The sequence below is a fragment of the Pseudomonas sp. Irchel s3a18 genome (assembly GCF_900187535.1).
Taxonomy (GTDB): domain Bacteria; phylum Pseudomonadota; class Gammaproteobacteria; order Pseudomonadales; family Pseudomonadaceae; genus Aquipseudomonas.
The window spans coordinates 76,344-93,564 of record NZ_FYDV01000016.1 but is presented as its reverse complement, the minus strand read 5'-3'; the positions used below and the strand labels follow the sequence as shown (position 1 = coordinate 93,564).

At 59.2% G+C, this 17,221-nt stretch carries 15 protein-coding genes and 2 pseudogenes; 11 read left to right on the top strand and 6 right to left on the bottom strand.

Annotated features, from left to right (window positions below):
* Positions 1-101: 101 nt before the first annotated feature.
* The 6 genes from CKW29_RS20180 to CKW29_RS20155 all read left to right on the top strand — a co-directional run bounded on the left by CKW29_RS20180 (position 102) and on the right by CKW29_RS20155 (position 7,051).
* Positions 102-2,516: a TonB-dependent siderophore receptor gene (locus tag CKW29_RS20180; protein ID WP_095148958.1), complete on the top strand. Its 2,415-nt coding sequence runs from the start codon at positions 102-104 to the stop codon at positions 2,514-2,516.
* A gap of 60 nt (positions 2,517-2,576) precedes the next feature.
* On the top strand, positions 2,577-3,707 hold the full coding sequence (locus tag CKW29_RS20175; RefSeq protein WP_095147183.1) for a PepSY domain-containing protein: 1,131 nt from the start codon (positions 2,577-2,579) through the stop codon (positions 3,705-3,707).
* The gene (locus tag CKW29_RS20170; RefSeq protein ID WP_095081362.1) at positions 3,704-3,883 is read left to right on the top strand and encodes a hypothetical protein; all 180 of its coding nucleotides are present in this window, start codon (positions 3,704-3,706) and stop codon (positions 3,881-3,883) included. The genes CKW29_RS20175 and CKW29_RS20170 overlap by 4 nt, the downstream gene beginning before the upstream one ends.
* A gap of 203 nt (positions 3,884-4,086) precedes the next feature.
* Complete coding sequence (locus CKW29_RS20165; protein WP_095147184.1) at positions 4,087-4,716, top strand: glutathione S-transferase; 630 nt, start codon at positions 4,087-4,089, stop codon at positions 4,714-4,716.
* A 103-nt stretch (positions 4,717-4,819) separates the two neighbouring features.
* Complete coding sequence (locus tag CKW29_RS20160; protein ID WP_095147185.1) at positions 4,820-5,899, top strand: RHS repeat-associated core domain-containing protein; 1,080 nt, start codon at positions 4,820-4,822, stop codon at positions 5,897-5,899.
* 87 nt (positions 5,900-5,986) lie between these two features.
* Positions 5,987-7,051, top strand: a complete 1,065-nt coding sequence (locus CKW29_RS20155) for an RHS repeat-associated core domain-containing protein (RefSeq protein ID WP_095147186.1) — start codon at positions 5,987-5,989, stop codon at positions 7,049-7,051.
* A gap of 94 nt (positions 7,052-7,145) precedes the next feature.
* Here the strand turns inward: CKW29_RS20155 and creD are convergent, their stop codons facing one another.
* From creD to creB, 3 genes are all read right to left on the bottom strand, one after another.
* The gene (gene creD / locus CKW29_RS20150; protein ID WP_095147187.1) at positions 7,146-8,507 is read right to left on the bottom strand and encodes a cell envelope integrity protein CreD; all 1,362 of its coding nucleotides are present in this window, start codon (positions 8,505-8,507) and stop codon (positions 7,146-7,148) included.
* Positions 8,508-8,622: 115 nt separating this feature from the next.
* Complete coding sequence (creC, locus tag CKW29_RS20145) at positions 8,623-10,041, bottom strand: two-component system sensor histidine kinase CreC (RefSeq protein ID WP_095148957.1); 1,419 nt, start codon at positions 10,039-10,041, stop codon at positions 8,623-8,625.
* A complete protein-coding gene (creB, locus tag CKW29_RS20140; protein WP_095147219.1) occupies positions 10,041-10,721 on the bottom strand; it encodes a two-component system response regulator CreB in 681 nt (226 codons plus the stop codon). Before creB ends, creC begins: the two co-directional genes overlap by 1 nt.
* A 179-nt stretch (positions 10,722-10,900) precedes the next feature.
* Here creB and CKW29_RS26345 point away from each other — a divergent pair, with 179 nt between their 5' ends.
* Positions 10,901-11,974 carry an RHS repeat-associated core domain-containing protein gene (locus tag CKW29_RS26345; RefSeq protein WP_095147189.1) on the top strand — a complete coding sequence of 358 codons (1,074 nt, stop codon included), beginning with the start codon at positions 10,901-10,903 and terminating at the stop codon, positions 11,972-11,974.
* Between the two features lie 46 nt (positions 11,975-12,020).
* Here CKW29_RS26345 and CKW29_RS20130 read toward each other — a convergent pair whose 3' ends face one another.
* Entirely contained in the window at positions 12,021-12,527 is a 507-nt protein-coding gene (locus CKW29_RS20130) for an ATP-dependent zinc protease (protein ID WP_159950321.1), read from the bottom strand.
* Positions 12,528-12,721: 194 nt separating this feature from the next.
* Between CKW29_RS20130 and CKW29_RS20125 the strand changes: the two genes are divergently transcribed.
* Positions 12,722-13,609, top strand: coding sequence for an acyltransferase (locus tag CKW29_RS20125; RefSeq protein WP_095147191.1), 888 nt, complete (start codon positions 12,722-12,724; stop codon positions 13,607-13,609).
* 1 nt (position 13,610) lies between these two features.
* On the opposite strand, the gene CKW29_RS20120 is transcribed toward CKW29_RS20125, so the two are convergent.
* Positions 13,611-14,159: a DUF2780 domain-containing protein gene (locus tag CKW29_RS20120; protein WP_095147192.1), complete on the bottom strand. Its 549-nt coding sequence runs from the start codon at positions 14,157-14,159 to the stop codon at positions 13,611-13,613.
* Between the two features lie 147 nt (positions 14,160-14,306).
* Between CKW29_RS20120 and CKW29_RS20115 the strand changes: the two are divergent.
* The 3 genes and pseudogenes from CKW29_RS20115 (at position 14,307) to CKW29_RS20105 (ending at position 16,804) form a co-directional block, all read left to right on the top strand.
* Positions 14,307-14,943, top strand: a pseudogene (locus CKW29_RS20115) (RNA polymerase sigma factor).
* Positions 14,940-15,614: an anti-sigma factor domain-containing protein gene (locus tag CKW29_RS20110; protein ID WP_095148956.1), complete on the top strand. Its 675-nt coding sequence runs from the start codon at positions 14,940-14,942 to the stop codon at positions 15,612-15,614. Before CKW29_RS20115 ends, CKW29_RS20110 begins: the two are co-directional and overlap by 4 nt.
* Positions 15,615-15,790: 176 nt before the next feature.
* A complete protein-coding gene (locus CKW29_RS20105) occupies positions 15,791-16,804 on the top strand; it encodes an RHS repeat-associated core domain-containing protein (protein WP_095148955.1) in 1,014 nt (337 codons plus the stop codon).
* A gap of 57 nt (positions 16,805-16,861) precedes the next feature.
* On the opposite strand, the pseudogene CKW29_RS20100 reads toward CKW29_RS20105, so the two are convergent.
* Positions 16,862-17,191 (bottom strand): annotated as a pseudogene (locus CKW29_RS20100) (formaldehyde dehydrogenase, glutathione-independent); the annotation flags it as partial.
* Positions 17,192-17,221 lie beyond the last annotated feature (30 nt).

Below are 17,221 nucleotides of genomic sequence, written 5' to 3'. Positions count from 1 at the left end.
GCATTACGTGAATCGAAATTATTTTCATCCAGCCCTATCACTTTTCCAATCTCATCCGGCTCATAGGCAATTGAGAAATATTTCCATTCAGGAGCCGCCGTATGCCCCGTTCGCTAGACACCTTGTTGCGCCCCGGCCTGTTGGCCATGGCGATTGCCTTCTGCGTGCCGTTGACCAGCACTGTGCTGGTCGCCGCCGAACAGGTGTCCAGCGTTCGCGCCTACAACCTGCCAGCCGCGCCATTGGCCAGCACCCTGAACCAGATCGCCAGCCAGGCCGGCCTGGCCCTGAGCCTGAACCCGTCGCTGGCCGCCGGTAAAACCTCGTCGCCGGTCAACGGCCAGTTCGACGCCACCGGCGCCCTGAACCAGGCCCTGCGTGGCACCGGCCTGCAACTGGAACAAAGCAGCGCCGGCACCTACAGCCTGGTGGCCGTGCCCGAGGGCGTGCTGGCCCTGCCGGAAACCGCTGTGATTGGTGTCGGAGACAGCGAAAGCGCCTGGGGGCCGGCCGCCGGTTTCGTGGCCACTCGCACCGCAGCCGGGACCAAGACCGATACCGCCATCGTCGAAGTCCCCCGCTCGATGAGCGTGATCACCCGCGAGCAACTGGATGACCGCCAGGTGCTCAACCTCAATGACGCCCTGCGTTACACCGCCGGCGTACAGAGCAGCGGCTACGGCTCCGACTCCCGTGCCGACTGGCTGCGCGTGCGCGGCTTCGACCCGAGCCAGTTCCTCGACGGCCTGCCGCTGCCCAAGGGCTCGTTCGCCAACCCGAAAATCGAACCCTGGAACCTGGAGCGCATCACCGTGCTGCGCGGCCCGGCCTCTTCGGTCTACGGTCAAACCCCGCCAGGCGGCATGCTCGACATGGTCAGCCGTCGTCCGCAGGTCGAAAGCGCCCACCAGATCGAAGCCCAGACCGGCAGTAACGAACACAAACAGATCAACTTCGACAGCACCGGCAAGGTCGATGACGAAGGCCAGTTTCTCTACCGCGTCAGCGGCGTCGTGCGTGACAGCAACTCGCCGATCGACCATATCCCGGACAAGCGCTACAACATCGCGCCGAGCCTGACCTGGAACATCAATGACGACACCAGCCTGACCTTCATTTCCCAGTACACCCGCGACGATACCGGCATCACCGGCCAGTTCCTGCCGCTGCAGGGCACCAAGCTCGGCTCGCCGGCCGGGGATATTTCCCATTCCAAGAACCTCGGCGAGCCAGACTGGGACTACTACGACCGCACCTACTACGCCCTGGGTTATGCGTTTGAACACCGCATGAACGACGTCTGGCAATTCCGTCAGAATCTGCGCTACACCAAGAGCGACCTGGAATTCCAGGCAGTGAACGTCGCCACCATGAACACCGTCGACGAGGAAGGCAACGTCAACCGCGAGTCGGGCATCGTCAACGAGGACATCAGCCAGTTCGCGGTCGACAACAACTTCCAGGCCGACTTCAGCACCGGTGCCATCGGCCACACCCTGTTGTTGGGCCTGGATCACCAGCGCTCCAACACCAACTACCAGTGGCTGTACGGCATGGGCGTACCGCCGATCAACGTCAACAACCCGATCTACGGCGGCGACATGTCCAATGTCACCTACTTCGCCATGCAAGACTACAACCAGAAGACCCAGCAGACGGGCGTCTACATCCAGGACCAGATGGCCCTGGATAACTGGCGCCTGACCCTCGGCGGTCGTGAAGACTGGGTCCACACCGGCACCACCTTCTATAACAACAACAATGTCACCAACACCCAGCGCGACAAGGCCTTCACCAGCAACATTGGCCTGAGCTATGTGTTCGACAATGGCGTGACCCCTTACGTCTCCTACACCGAGTCGTTCCAGCCGAGCATCGGCGCCGCCGTCTCCGCCACCGAGTCGTTCGAGCCGACCGAAGGCCGCCAGTACGAACTCGGGGTCAAGTTCCAGCCGGTGGGCAGCAAGACCCTGCTGACCGCCGCGGTCTACGACCTGCGCCAGGAAAACGTGAGCGTGACCGAAGGCAGCATCACCCGCCAGGTCGGCGAACTGCAGGTTCGCGGCCTTGAGCTGGAAGCCACTTCAGAAGTCACCGACAACCTCAAGGTCATCGGCTCCTACACTTACACCGACACCGAAATCCGCAAGGGCCTGGAAGCCGAAGTCGGCAACCGGATGGCGCTGATCCCGGAAAACCAGGCCACGCTGTGGGCCGACTACACCTGGCACGCCGGTGCGCTCGACGGTTTCGGCGTCGGTGCCGGGGTACGCTACGTCGGCGACACCTATGGCAACACCACCAACACCGATGTGGCCCATGTCAGTTCCTACACCATCTATGACGCCTCGGTGCATTACGACCTCGGCCGCCTGGATAACACCCTGAAAGGGGTCACAGTCGCCGTCGAAGCCAAGAACCTGTTCGACAAGGACTACCTGGCCAACTGTGATGGCTACTGGTGCTACTACGGCGACGAACGCAACGTCGTGGCCAGCGTCAACTACAAGTTCTGAGCCGCACACCGTGATTGAAGGGCCACCCGTCCGGTGGCCCTTCTGGCATTTGGATGACCGATGAAAAGCAAAACCATCCGCCGCTGGTCCTTTATCCACACCTGGACCAGCCTGATCTGTACCGCATTCCTGCTGATGCTGGCCCTGACCGGCCTGCCGCTGATCTTTCATCACGAGATCGATCACCTGCTGGGCGATGCCCCCGAACTCAAGCAGATGCCGGTCGACACCCCGCACCTGGACCTGCAGCAGCTGGTACGTGCCGCCGAGGCCCACCGTCCCGGGGAGGTCATGCAGTACTTTGGCTGGGATGAGGAAGACCCCAACGGTGTGGTCGCCATCATGGCCAGGACCGCTGGCACTGAACCCAATTCGTCCCACACCTTCATGCTCGACGCCCGCACCGGCGAAGCCGTGGAAATGCCGTCGGCCAACGGCGGGCTGATGATGGTCATGCTGCGCCTGCATGTGGACATGTTCGCCGGGCTGCCGGGCAAGTTGCTGCTGGCGTTCATGGGCATTCTGTTCGTGATGGCGATTGTCTCTGGCACCGTGCTGTACCTGCCGTTCATGCGCCGCCTGGAGTTCGGCACCGTGCGCCACAACAAATCCACCCGCTTGCGTTGGCTCGACCTGCACAACCTGATTGGCGTCGTGACCCTGACCTGGGCGCTAGTGGTGGGCGTCACCGGCGTCATCAGCGCCTGCGCCGACCTGATCATCGCCGCCTGGCGCAACGACAGCCTTGGCGCAATGATCGAACCCTATCGCGGCGCCCCACCGCTGACCCAACTGGCACCCGCCAGCCGCCTGATCGACATTGCCAAAGCAGCGGCACCAGACATGCAACCCGACTTCATCGCCTTCCCCGGCACGCGTTTCTCCAGCGAGCATCACTATGCGGTGTTCCTGAAAGGCAGCACCCACCTGACCTCGCACCTGCTGACCCCGGTATTGATCGACGCCAGCACCCTGCAAGTCACTGCTATCGGTGAACGACCGTGGTACATGGACGCCATGGGCATGTCTTCACCCCTGCATTTCGGTGACTACGGCGGCATGCCGATGAAAATCCTCTGGGCCGTGCTGGACGTACTGACCATCATTGTCCTCATCAGTGGCCTGTACCTGTGGCTGGTGCGGCGCAAAGCGGCAAAACCGGTGGCCGTTGAAGCGGAGGTCGCGGCATGAGACCGAGGCAGTCGAACTTCTGGAAAGTCTTCGCCACGCCAACCGTCATCGCCCTGCTCAGCGCGGCGGGGTTGTTCTCAGCGCTGCTGGGGGACGACATCTGGGACGGCTTGAGCTGGATCGGCTTGGGCGTGCCGGCCGTTTTGGGACTGCGGGGGTTGTTGCAACGCCGGTGAAAGGCGCGGTGTGTCAATGGACATCGGTGTGGCGAGCGAGCTTGCTCGCGCTGGGCTGCGTGCAGCCCCAAATCAGGTCGCCGAGCTTTATCTGAATGCCTGAAAATCGCTTCGCTTCCCAAGCGCGAGCACCCTCGCTCGCCAGCCACGCCGGAACTCACTAGGCTAAGCCCTTGCTCCCCGATGATCGCCGAGGAATGCCCATGTCCGCCCCCAGCATGACCCTGTTCCACAACCCTGCCTCACCCTACGTGCGCAAAGTGATGGTGCTGTTGCACGAAACCGGTCAACTGGACCGCGTGGCCCTGCAACACAGCCAGCTCAGCCCGGTCAGCCCCGACGCCGCGTTGAACCAGGACAACCCGCTGGGCAAGATCCCGGCACTGCGCCTGGCCGACGGCAATGTGCTGTACGACAGCCGGGTGATCCTCGACTACCTTGACCAGCAACACGTCGGCAACCCGCTGATCCCTCGTGAAGGCAGCGCCCGCTGGCGGCGCCTGACCCTGGCCGCACTGGCCGACGGCATCATGGACGCCTCGGTGACGATCCGTTACGAACTGGCCTTACGCGCCCCGGAAAAACACTGGGACCAGTGGCTCGACGCCCAACGCGACAAAATCCGCCGCGCCCTCGCGGTGCTGGAAGCCGACGCCATCGCCGAACTGACCAGCCACTTCGACATCGCCGCCATCAGCGTAGCCTGCGCCCTGAGTTACCTGGACCTGCGTCACCCCGATTTGAACTGGCGTGACGCCCATCCGCAACTCAGCGCCTGGTATGCGCAGGTCAGCCAACGGCCGTCGATGCTGGCGACTGTGCCGAAGGTGTGAAGCCGGCAAGGTCCAGTACCTAGCAGTTCTGCTAGTAGGCAACTTCTGAAAAAACTCCGATGCTGAAGGTCCGGCTTTTTGGACCCTGCACGGAGCTCAGTCGATGCCATCCTCATCTCGCCTAACCGAGTTGTGTCGCTACCACTACGACCCGCTGGACCGCCAGGCCGGTTGCACCCTCACGCTATTGCAGCCGGCCACCCTCCAGCGCTTTTACTGCAAAAGCCGCTTGGCCACTGAAATCCACGGCACAGTCCGGACCCGTCTTTTCCAGCACGATGATCAGCTGTTGGCGCAACATCGGCACCAAAACGACAAGGTCGATACCACACTCCTGGCGACCGATCAGCAGCGCTCGGTATTGAGTGCGCTCGACACAACCCGCCCCCATCCCCTCGCCTATACCCCCTACGGCCATCGCCCGGCAGAAAACGGCCTGCTCAGCCTGCTCGGTTTCAACGGCGAACGGCCAGACCCGATCACCGGGTGCTATCACTTGGGTAATGGCTACCGTCAGTTCAACCCGGTGTTGATGCGGTTTAACAGCCCGGACAGTTGGAGTCCGTTTGGCCAGGGTGGGTTGAATGCCTATGCGTACTGTGAAGGGGAGCCGGTGCTTGGGAGCGATCCAACGGGACACTTTAAACTTTTTAAAGTCATTAGAAGCTTTGGGAAGGGTATTGGAAATCGCCTTGGCCTGAGAACACCAAGCAACACCAAAAGCTCGACCTCCGTTTTCACAAAAACAGCAGGCGCTACGCGCCGTTCATCGGACACTCCAGCACAGCTTCCGCCCAACCCGAACATCGCTAGCTCACAAACATTAACAAGCATGAGCCCCGCAAACAGTGAAGCTAACACTCCTAACCTGGTTCGAAAACTCAATAAACTAAAGGGAACTCCTGCCCACTCCACTTCATTATCCACCCGGGCACACGGCACTCCAAATAACTCAACTAATCATCCAGCACCTTCTGCATTTACCAACTCAGCAGAACACTCAACTTACGCTGAACTACTCCAGCAAGAGAACGCAATAAGTGCATGGGCAAAAGAAGGTGCCGAAGGAGATCGGATGCTGAGCATAATAAAACAAGAAAAAAATCGCAGATTCCCTCAGTACTTTGGAGAACCACCTATAAGTAACCGAGAAATCCGTAAGGGTGAACCGGGATTTGATTAGCCGGCTTAGAGCACTCAGTGACATTCGAACTGGCGATGGTCTATCCACGCTGCGCACCTATATTTCAAACTGCAGAGAGCTCAGTCGATGCCCACTTCCCCATACAAAACCGTACTGTGCCACTATCACTACGACCCACTGGACCGCCAGGCCGGTTGCACCCTCACGCTATTGCAGCCGGCCACCCTCCAGCGCTTTTACTGCAAAAGCCGCTTGGCCACTGAAATACAGGGCGCAGTCGGGACCCATCTGTTCCAGCACGATGATCAATTGTTGGCGCAACATCGGCACCAAAACGACAAGGTCGATACCACCCTGCTGGCGACCGATCAGCAGCGCTCGATATTGAGCGCACTCGACACGACCCGCCCCCATCCCCTCGCCTATACCCCCTACGGCCATCGCCCGGCAGAAAGCGGCCTGCTCAGCCTGCTCGGTTTCAACGGCGAACGACCAGACCCGGTGACCGGGCATTATCATTTGGGCAATGGCTATCGGCAGTTCAATCCGGTGTTGATGCGGTTTAACAGCCCGGACAGTTGGAGTCCGTTTGGGAAAGGCGGGTTGAATGCTTACGCCTATTGCGAAGGAGACCCAAGGAATCAAGTAGATCCCACCGGGCACTCACTCCATGGGATTTTAAGTTTGTTTAGATCAAGAAATTCGCCAGCAAGAGTCATGACAACACCAGCAATCAGCCAAGAAATAATAAATACCGCTTCCGATATCGCAAACATGAAACGAGGAATGACTTATAAAGGCCAGGTCTTAGGCTATCAACTTGGTGAAAGATCATCAAATATAAAACTGGACAACATGAGCATCAAAGACATCAACCTCCACGCCCACGTAATCGAAACCGCCAACACCAAACTAATTAACGAAAGAACCTTGCTACTCGGAAAAATACCAGACTCCCCAGAAAAACAACGCGCAATTGATTATTTCACTGGCACCATACAATATCCCACGGTGACAAATACTTCGAGCGCCAGAGGGCAAGCAGTATTAAACCTACACTCACAAGCAATGTATTTCAGCCGCCACAAAGACGATCTAAAAATACTCAACAACATCCACTCCAATCCAACACTGACCAGCCAAAGCGCCGTTATACGGCAACTTACATGGAGCCCATCCACTAACAACTAAATCTCCACACTCAATATGACTCAAGATGAACAGGCTGGCGATCTTGATCGCCAGCTCTCTCCCTGCCTCCCGATCCTCCCGCAACCCTAACGACCTACTCACCTCCCACCTCCACCTTGCCCATCTTCCCCTGCCCCATCCCATACCAATCCAGCCTACGCGTCAGCACCATAAACACCCCCAACAACCCAAACAGCAGTAACGAGCCCATCAACAACGCGTAATCCTCGGCACTCAACAATCCGTAAAGCAGCCCATACAACGCCGCCAACCCCGCCGAAAAACTCAAGCCATGCACCGCACTGCGCAATACGTGGCAAACATAAAAGCCGATCAGCAACACACAAGCACTGGCCGACAACAGATACGCCAGGGCAAAACCGATGTGCTCGGACAGCGACAACAGCAGCAGGTAGAAGAACGCCAGCGCCACGCCGACCAAGGCGTATTGCACCGGGTGCACGGCCAGGCTTTTCAGCACTTCGAAGAGGAAGAACCCGGCGAAGGTCAGCACGATGAACAGCAGGGCGTATTTGATCGCCCGCTCGCTCTTGAGGTACTGGTCCACCGGGTCGATGAAGCTCACGCCGAAGCTGCGGCTTTTGAACTCTTCGCAACTGTCACGGACAACGCAGGTGCTCAGCGCTTCTTCCAGGTTGGTGGAGAAGAACGAGGTCTGCCAGTTGGCCTTGAAGCCTTCAGCGCTGATCGCTCGTTGGGCCGGCAGGTAGTTGCCGATAAAGCTGGGGTGGGGCCAGTTGGCGGACACCGTCACGTTGCTGGTCCTGCCCACCGGGGTGATCTGCAACTGGCCGGTGCCCTGCAAGCGCAGGTCGAACGCGAAGGTCAGTTCATTGGCTTTGCGAACGTCCAGTGGCGCCAGCGTGACATGCACCCCCTCCCCCAGCCATTCCTCTTGGGTGCCCGGTACGAAGTCCAGGCGCTGGCCATCGAGTTCCAGTTGCAAGGCGTTTTCGATGCCGCGGATATCACTGATGCCCACGGCCAGATAGGGCGAATCAAACGTGTAGTCGGCAAAGTCTTCCTCGATCCCCAGGCGCTCCGGAATCGAAAAGTGCCCGCTGATGCGGTTATCCGCATGGAACAACCGCGCCTCGTAGATGCCACGGGCACGCAGTTCGGTCTGCACCTGCCCCTCAAGTTCGAAACGCTCCGGCAGGAAATACAGGCGCCCGCGCTCCAGGCTGGTTTCCTGATAACGCGCGTTGGTTTTTTCGTTGCGTTTCCAGGTACGCACCACCTTGCGGTACGGCACCACCATCAGCGGCCCGCTCAACTGCTGGCTGTAGCTGGAGCTGCGGGCGATGTCTTCGAGGACGCCGTCGCGCAGTTGCTGGCGGTCGTAAATCATGCCGCTGATCATCAATAACGGAATCAGCAACAACAGAATCAATAGGGCAATCGCCCCGAGTTTCAAGGCCAGGCTGCGGTTCATGGGGTCTCTCCCTGTTCGAATGAGGGAAAGTCTGAGGGGGCGCTGTGGGGGTTTTATGGAGGCAATGTGGAGACTGTGTGGAGATCACTCACTTCAATAAGCCACACGCAGGGGGTCAGGGAAGCTGCAGTGTGACTTCCACGCCGCCCGGCACATTGCCGACGTGCATTGCCCCGCCATGCAACTTCACCACCTCTTCGACAAAGTTAAGCCCCAGCCCGGTGCTTTTACGTCCACTGTCCGGGCGGGGTAGTGAGTAGAAACGCTCACTCAATCGCGGCAAGGCGTATTCGGGAATCGGCTCGGCCTGGTTGAACACCTTGAACACAAGCTGATCGCCCTGCCGCTCGGCACTGAAGCGCAACACACCCTCGACCGGACTGAAATCCAAGGCGTTTTCCAGCAAGTTGCCTAGCGCCTGACGCAGTAAAAACGGCTCGCCCATCACATTCAAATCCGCTGAAATCCGCAGGTCGACCCGCAGTTGCTTGCGCTCGATCCGCGCCTGCTGGCCGCTGAGCAGTTCATCCACCAACGCCGCCAATGGCACCGCCACCCGCTCCTCCAGTCCCTGGCGCTGTTCAACCTGAGCCAGGTTCAACAAGCGCTCGATCAACTGCTGCATCCGCGCGCTTTCGCTGTCGATGTTGCTGACAAAACGCTGTTGCTGCGCCGCCGGCATCTCACCCTGCAGCAACTCGGCGGCACCGCGAATCGCCGCCAGCGGGCTTTTCAATTCGTGGGTCAGGGTATGCACATAACGCTCGACGTAGGCCTTGCCCTCCAGTTGCGTGCGCATGTGCTCCACGGCCACGGCCAACTGCTCCAGTTCGCCTCCCCGATAGTGAGGCAATTGGGCCCGCTGGCCTTCACTGACGGCCTGGGCGTAGCCGGTCAAACGCCGCAAAGCCCTGCTCAGCCACCACGACAGCGCCGCGCCGAACAGCAGGCCCAAACCGATCAACCCGGCGCCGTACCACAGCAAGCGGCGCTCGGTACGGTCGACGTAGGGCTGCAAGGAACTGTTGGGCTTGGCCACGGTGACCACGCCGATGATCTGCCCGTTGTCGCGAATCGGCGCGCCGACGTGCATCACCGATGAACCGGGGTCGTCGGCAATGCTGCGGGTCGAGCGTGCACCGTATTGACCGCGCAGGGTCAGGTAGACATCGTTCCAGCGTGAATAGTCCTGGCCCAGCGCCGTGCCGCTGGAGTCCAGCACCACGATGCCCTTGGCGTCGGTGACGTAGATACGGTGGTTGACCTGGTTCTTCGGCAAGCCCCAGATACTTGCCGCGGGTTGCCGCTCGCCATAGGCCTTGAGCAACTCGGGCCAGCGGTTCTGATTGAGGGTGCCGGCCTTGAAGTCGTCGCGCAGGATCTCGGCCATCAGGTTGGCGGTGTCCACCAGGGTTTCTTCGGTGGACTGGCGCACGCCGGGGCGGATCTCTTCCATCACGGTGCTGAGCACGAAGTAGCCGGTCAGGCCGATGAACAGCACATAGACCAGGAAGATCCGGATCCCCAATGGCATCAGCTGTGCCCTGGGCTGTAGCTGTAACCGAGGCCTCGGTGGGTCTGGATCGGCTCGGCGTTGGCCGCCACCAGGCGCAACTTGGCGCGCACGCTTTTGATGTGGCTGTCGATGCTGCGCTCGTACCCGGCATCGGCGGCCACCCCGAGCGCATCGAGCAATTGCTCGCGGCTGAACACCCGTTCGGGTTGTTCCAGCAGGCACTGTAACAGTCGAAACTCATGCCGGGTCAGGCTCAACGGCTGACCGCGATAGCTGATCACCACCCGCTCGCCGTCGACCTGAAACAACGCGCTGGTGGACTCGATCCCCGGACGCGGCGCCATGCGCTTGAGAATCGCCCGGACCCGCGCCGCTACCTCACGCGGGCTGAACGGCTTGACCACGTAATCGTCCGCGCCGATCTCCAGGCCCACCACCCGGTCGATCTCACCGTCGCGGGCACTGAGGAACATCACTGGCACTTCACTGAAACGTCGCAGTTGCTTGCAAGTTTCAAAGCCGCTGATGTCCGGCAAGCCGATGTCGAGAATGATCAGATCGGCCGGTGTCATCCGTTGATGCTCAAGCGCGGCCGCCCCCAGGCTCAACCACGTGGTGGTGAACCCCTCGCCTTGCAACGCATACACCAGGGTATCGGCAATCGCCGCTTCGTCTTCGACAATCAGGATATGAGGCATGGCATCCAGGCCCGGCAATTGAATGGACGAACGGTGCCCCAAGGCGCAGTCGTCGTCAATCCGACAGCGGTGAATCAGCGGCGGGACTGTAGTACCTAGCAGTTCTGATAGTAGGCAACGGCTGAAAAAGCGCCGATGCTCAAGGTTCATTTTTTGGGATCCTGCATGGAGCAAAGTTGATGCCTGCTTCCTCGCGCTTAACCGAATTGTCCCGCTATCACTACGACCCGCTAGATCGCCAAGTCGGTTGCTCACTATTGAACCAGGCCACCTTCCAGCGCTTTTACTTCAAGAGTCGATTGGCCACTGAAATCCAGGGTTCACTGCACACCCGCATTTTCCAGCACGACGATCAATTGCTCGCGCAACAGAGCTACCAGAGCGGCAAGGCCAATACGGCCCTACTGGCGACGGATCAACAACGCTCGGTATTGAGCGCCCTCGACGCGGCTCAAGTTCATCACCTTACCTACACCCCCTACGGCCATCGCCCAGCGGAAAATGGTTTGCTCAGCCTGCTCGGGTTCAACGGCGAACGGCCGGACCCGCTGACCGGGCATTATCATTTGGGGAATGGGTATCGACAGTTCAACCCGGTGTTGATGCGGTTTAACAGTCCGGACAGTTGGAGTCCGTTTGGCAAGGGGGGGGTGAATGCGTATGCGTATTGCGTAGGGGATCCGGTTAATCTAACAGATCCAAACGGACACTTCACGATTCTGCCAACTTTACGTAGTTTACGACGACCTACTACGATAGCTGTAGTCCCTCCTAGTCCATTGATTACCCCATTGGCTAACACAAATCGAGCAGCGCCTTTAACGACCGTCGCGAATGTCCCAACCAGGCAGATGCCTGAATGGACGCGCATCGAACTCGTAGTGGATTTACCTCCACCACCGCCAGCTATAGGCTCAACTCCAGGTAACTTCGCGCCTGGACAAACGATATATGGTCGAGGAGGCCCCTCATCTGAATCATATGGAAGGTCGGTTGCCAACCCTCCACCAAGGCCTCATACACCTACCAGTGGAATGTATAGCGGGAGGAACAATTCCTCTGAAACAATGAATGGCCGGGCACTACCATCTACTTCCACAACGGGGGAAAATGCCGGACTCCCGACTTATGACGAAGCCGTTCCGCACATAAGCCCCGACGATCCAAACTACTCACTGGCAAGACTTAGCATTGCAATCCGCAGAGACGAATTGAGCCGAATCCGTGATCCCCACGGCAGCTTGTCACATTAGGCATTCCGAAGAACAGAGCCATACTATTGATAGGCACTCTGCTGTTTCAACAGTCCGGCTTATCCGCCGTAAAGCGCCGAGCCGGATTCACCGCTGCGCCAAATTCACGCAACGCCTTCGCCCCAATCAGCAACGGATAGTTAAAGCTGCTGCGATCAGTCAGGTTGACCTCGACCGTGCGCTTGACGTTGCCCAGGCACAGCTCCAGATCGACCACTGGCCGCTTGGTGGGTGCGACCTCTTCGTCTTCATCGTCGCTCTCTTCCGAGCGGGTCTTGATCTTGCTGATTCGCGCGACTTTGTGTTCGTAGACCTTGTTGCTCGCATCCTTGGTCGCCAGGCGGAAACGTACCCACTCCTCGCCATCGCGGGTAAAGGTTTCGATATCCCTGGCCGACAGCGAGGCGGTCAACGCGCCGGTGTCCATCTTGGCCTTGAGCACTTCACCGCCGATTTCCGGCAGCGCGATGTACTCGTAACGGCCGTACAGGGTCGGTTCGGCGGCCATGACTGGCAGGGCCAGGAGGGATAACAGTGCGAGGACGGATTTCACGTAAGGGATTCCCTGGGAGTAGGACAACGGGATTTTAGACCGCATTGGCGATGATCGTTCCCGCGCTCCCGCGTGGGAACGATCATTGCGAGTAGGTTAGAGGGGCAAAGGTGAAACATTCGTCGGCCCCCACATTTGGCCTGCGCGTCGAAGCTGCTTATCATGGCGCGCCCACGGATTGCCAAGAGTCATTTATGCGCCGCCTGCTCACCGGCTGTTTCGTCACCCTGTTGCTGTTACTCAACACCCTGGTTCTGATCGGGCCATTGCTGGTGTTTGCCCTGCTCAAACTGCTCCTGCCCGGGCGTTATCGCGACTATGCCAGCGCGGCGGTGATGTGGATCGCCGAGACCTGGGCCGAAATCGACAAGCTTATTTTTGCCCTGTGCATCCCCACCCAATGGGACATTCGCGGGGGCGAAGGCCTGCGGGTCGACACCTCCTACCTGGTGGTCAGCAACCACCAGTCCTGGGTCGATATCCCGGCACTGATCCAGACCCTCAACCGGCGCACGCCATTCTTCAAGTTCTTCCTGAAAAAGGAACTGATCTGGGTGCCGTTCCTGGGCCTGGCCTGGTGGGCACTGGATTACCCGTTCATGAAGCGCTACAGCAAAGCCTTCCTGGCCAGACACCCGGAGCTGAAAGGCAAGGACCTGGAAATCACCAAAGCGGCCTGCGAACTGTTCAAGCGCCAACCCGTGACCGTGGTCAACTACCTGGAGGGCACGCGCTTCACCCAAGCCAAACGCGGCGCCCAGCAATCCCCCTTCAAGCACCTGCTCAAGCCCAAGGCCGGTGGCGTGGCGTTTGTATTGGCCGCCATGGGCGAACAGTTGGACGCCATCCTCGACGTGACCGTGGTGTATCCACAGGCGAAGATTCCGGGGTTCTGGGATTTGATCAGCGGCGCGGTGCCACGGGTGATCATCGACATCAAGACCCGCGAGCTGGACCCGGCACTGTGGCAGGGCGACTACGAAAACGATTCGGTGTTCCGGGAAGACGTCCAGAACTGGTTCAACCAGCTCTGGACCGAGAAAGACGCACGCATCGACGCCTTGCGCGCCGAGCGTCGCTGAATCAGCTACCGGCGCCCCAGATACCGCCCAGGCTCTGCAGCAGCGTACCGGCCACACCCTGTTGGCCCAGGAACTGCAGCAGGATCGGGGCAAACTGGCCAACCATGCCACCGTCCATGCCCAGTGCGCTGAAGGCTGTATTCAGGTCATTGGTGTCCTTGACCGTGCCCAGGGCATTTTCCAGGCCGGCCGTTTTACCGGACGAACCCAGCAAGCCCGCCAGGGCGCCCAGCTCACCGCCACCCGCCAGTTTTTCGATCCCCGGCACGCTCTTGGCCAGCTCCGAATAGTCAGTGGAACTGAGCTGGTTCTTCGCCAGGCCCAACATCGCACTGGTGCCGCCAATCGCTTGTTCCGGCGTCACGTTCAGCGCGCTCAAGGCGCTCAGCAAACCGACGGCCTGCGAGGTTGGGGCCGTGGCTGCGGCCTTGTCGCCACCTTGCATGCCCGATACTGCACCCGCTACATCGTTCAGGCTGAAACCGGCGAAGACCGGGTTGGCCGCCAGAGTCATGAGCGAAGCCAAAGCAAAACCGCGTGAAATCTTCATCGAAACCAACTCCTGAACTCTCAAAGGTGCCCTTCATGGGCGACGAACCGCCATTTTGACTGAAACCGGCCCGGGAATGTTCCGCGTTCACCCATCCATTTTCAGCACTGAGATGCATAAGGACCGTGACACCCGCACCAGCAGCCGATGAATGGCACGACCGCCCAGGCTGGGCTAGCCTGTGAGCACCACGCCCATAACCCGCCCGCGCACCGCTTTCGCCTGGAGAATGACCATTTCCACCGCCGACGCCGATTCCCTCAGCCAGCTCCTCGCGCAATGCTCACTCGGTGACCGCCGTGCATTCGAGACCCTGTATCGCAGCACCGCACCACGCCTGCATGGCGTGGCCCTGCGCTTCATGGGCAACCCTGCGATGGCCGAAGACGTACTGCAGGAAAGCTTCGTGCGCATCTGGAACAACGCCTCGCGTTATCAGGCGCAGGTGTCGGCGCCGATGACCTGGATGATCAACATCACCCGCCACCAGGCCATCGACCAGCTACGCAAACACCGCGACCGGCGCCTGACCGCTCAAGAGGAACAGGCACTGGCCGACAATGCGCCTTCAACCCAGGAATCTTTCAGTAGCGACCGCGAAACCCATGCGCTGAACCGCAGCCTGGAGACCCTGGATGACAAACAGCGCCAGTCGATCAGCGCGGCCTACTTTCAGGGGTTGAACTGCCGGGAACTGGCCGAGCACCTGTCCGCGTCCCCGGGTTCGGTCAAATCCTCGGTTCGCCGTGGCATGGAACGCCTGCGCAGGTGCCTGGAGTCATGAACATTCATAACCGCCGCCTGCGCCGAGCGCTGGCCGCCGACTACGCCATTGGCCTGATGTCGGTACCCGCGCGCCGGCGTTTCGAACAGCGGCTGCTGGACGACACCGAACTGCGCAACGAGGTGGCCAAATGGCAAGAAAGCCTGGCCCGGCTCAATGAACCCCTGGTGGCCGTCCCGGTGCCAGACCGGGTATGGGCCGCCATCAACGCGCGCATCGAACCACAACACCTGCACGTACCGGCCAGACGTCCGTCCTGGAATGGGTTGCGCATCACGGCGGCGATCTGCTTGCTGTTGGTGGCGCTGACCCTGGGGCTGTTTTACCACCGCGACAACGCCCGCTACAGCGCCACCTTGCTCGACGCCAGCGCCCAACCGGCCCTGCACATCAAGGCCCACGACAATTATCTGCAAGTCGACCCCCTGACCCTGCCCGCCGTCGCCCCCGGTCGCAGCCTGGAACTGTGGGCGATTCCGGCCGACGGTAAACCCCTCTCAATGGGCATGATCCCGGTGGGCGGCCAAGGTCGGATTGGACTGAACGGTGAACAGCAGGCACTGCTAGGCGAACCGATTGCACTGGCGGTCAGCCTGGAACCGGAGGGCGGCTCACCCACCGGGCAACCGACGGGGCCGGTGTTGTATCAAGGGGCGTTGGCAGCGTTGTAGATCGAGCATGCTCAGACTGATCATTTGATCGCTCCCATGCTCCACGTGGAAATGCCGCCCGTGACGCTCTGCGTCACCTCCCACCGCCGACCCTAGCAGTTCTGCTAGTACACAACCCCGCTCGCTTGGGCCACAGTAAAACCCTGAATCGCCGCGCCTTCCAGGGAGCCCCGCCCATGCCAACCCAGCACAAAACCCTGCTCTGCCGCTACCGCTATGACTCACTGGACCGCCTGGCCGATTGCACCCCAGCGGCACAGACCAGCACCCAACGCTTCTACCTCAAAGACCGCCTGGCCACCGAGATTCAAGGCGCGATACAGCGCTCGATCCTCCAGCACGAAGACCAACTGCTGGCGCAGCAACAACGCCAGAACGGCATGCAGGAAACCCACTTGCTCGCCACTGATCAGCAACGCTCGGTGCTGGCCATCCTCGACGCCACACGCCCCCATCACCTCGCCTATACACCTTATGGTCATCGCATTCCAGAGAACGGCCTGCTCGGCTTCAACGGCGAACGGCCAGACCCGGTGACCGGGCACTATTTGTTGGGCAATGGTTATCGGGCGTTTAACCCGGTGTTGATGCGATTCAACAGTCCGGACAGTTGGAGTCCGTTTGGGAGAGGTGGGTTGAATACGTATGTTTATTGCTTGGGAGATCCGGTGAATCAAAGGGATGAAACCGGACATATGCCCTTACGGTCAATCTTCAGTAAAATTCTGGGGAGGCCGGTTACCCGCAGGGAGAGATTACTCAGTAACTCGACACAAAGCCTGAGTTCATCACGGGAAAGCTTAAACACCCCCATAGCCTCCACCAGCCTAGCAAATTCCACCAGCACCAAAACCGATGTTTCCTACCTGATCAAGTCAGAAGGCACGATAGCTAGCATTAAAAATAAAATAGCTAGAAACGAAGCCAAACTTCAAAATACAAGGCATAACATTCTAAACTTAAAAAACCAGCCAGATAGTTACCTGGAAAGAATCACAAAAATAAATTCTGAAGAATACGGCATCCCGATCCCGTCTAGAACCTTAACAGAAAAAGACGCCCCACAGATTCAAAAAGAGCTGCGCCGTCTAACAGAACTAGAACAACACTATGAAAACAAGCTAATCGCATTAATCAAAAAAGCCGAAGCCAACCAAAAAAAACAGACCACAATAAGAACCGATTCATAAATTAATCTGCTAATGAAAGGGCGACACACCGTTACCCTCTCTACATTTAAAGCAGATTTACGCCATATTAAACAAATTATGCGGATCAACCACAAACTTCTTCGGCGCACCCGCATCAAACTCACCATACCCCCGTGGCGCATCATCCAGGCTGATCACCTCAACGCCCACGATGTCGGCAATCTTGACCCGGTCCCACATGATCGCCTGCATCAATTGGCGGTTGTACTTCATGACCGGGGTCTGGCCGGTGTGGATGCTGTGGGATTTTGCCCAGACCAAACCAAAGCGGATGCTCAGGCTGCCCATTTTTGCGGCGGCATCCACTGCACCCGGATCTTCGGTGACGTACAGGCCCGGAATACCGATCTTGCCGGCCATCCTCGAAGCGATACATGCTATCACTTCGCTTGGTGG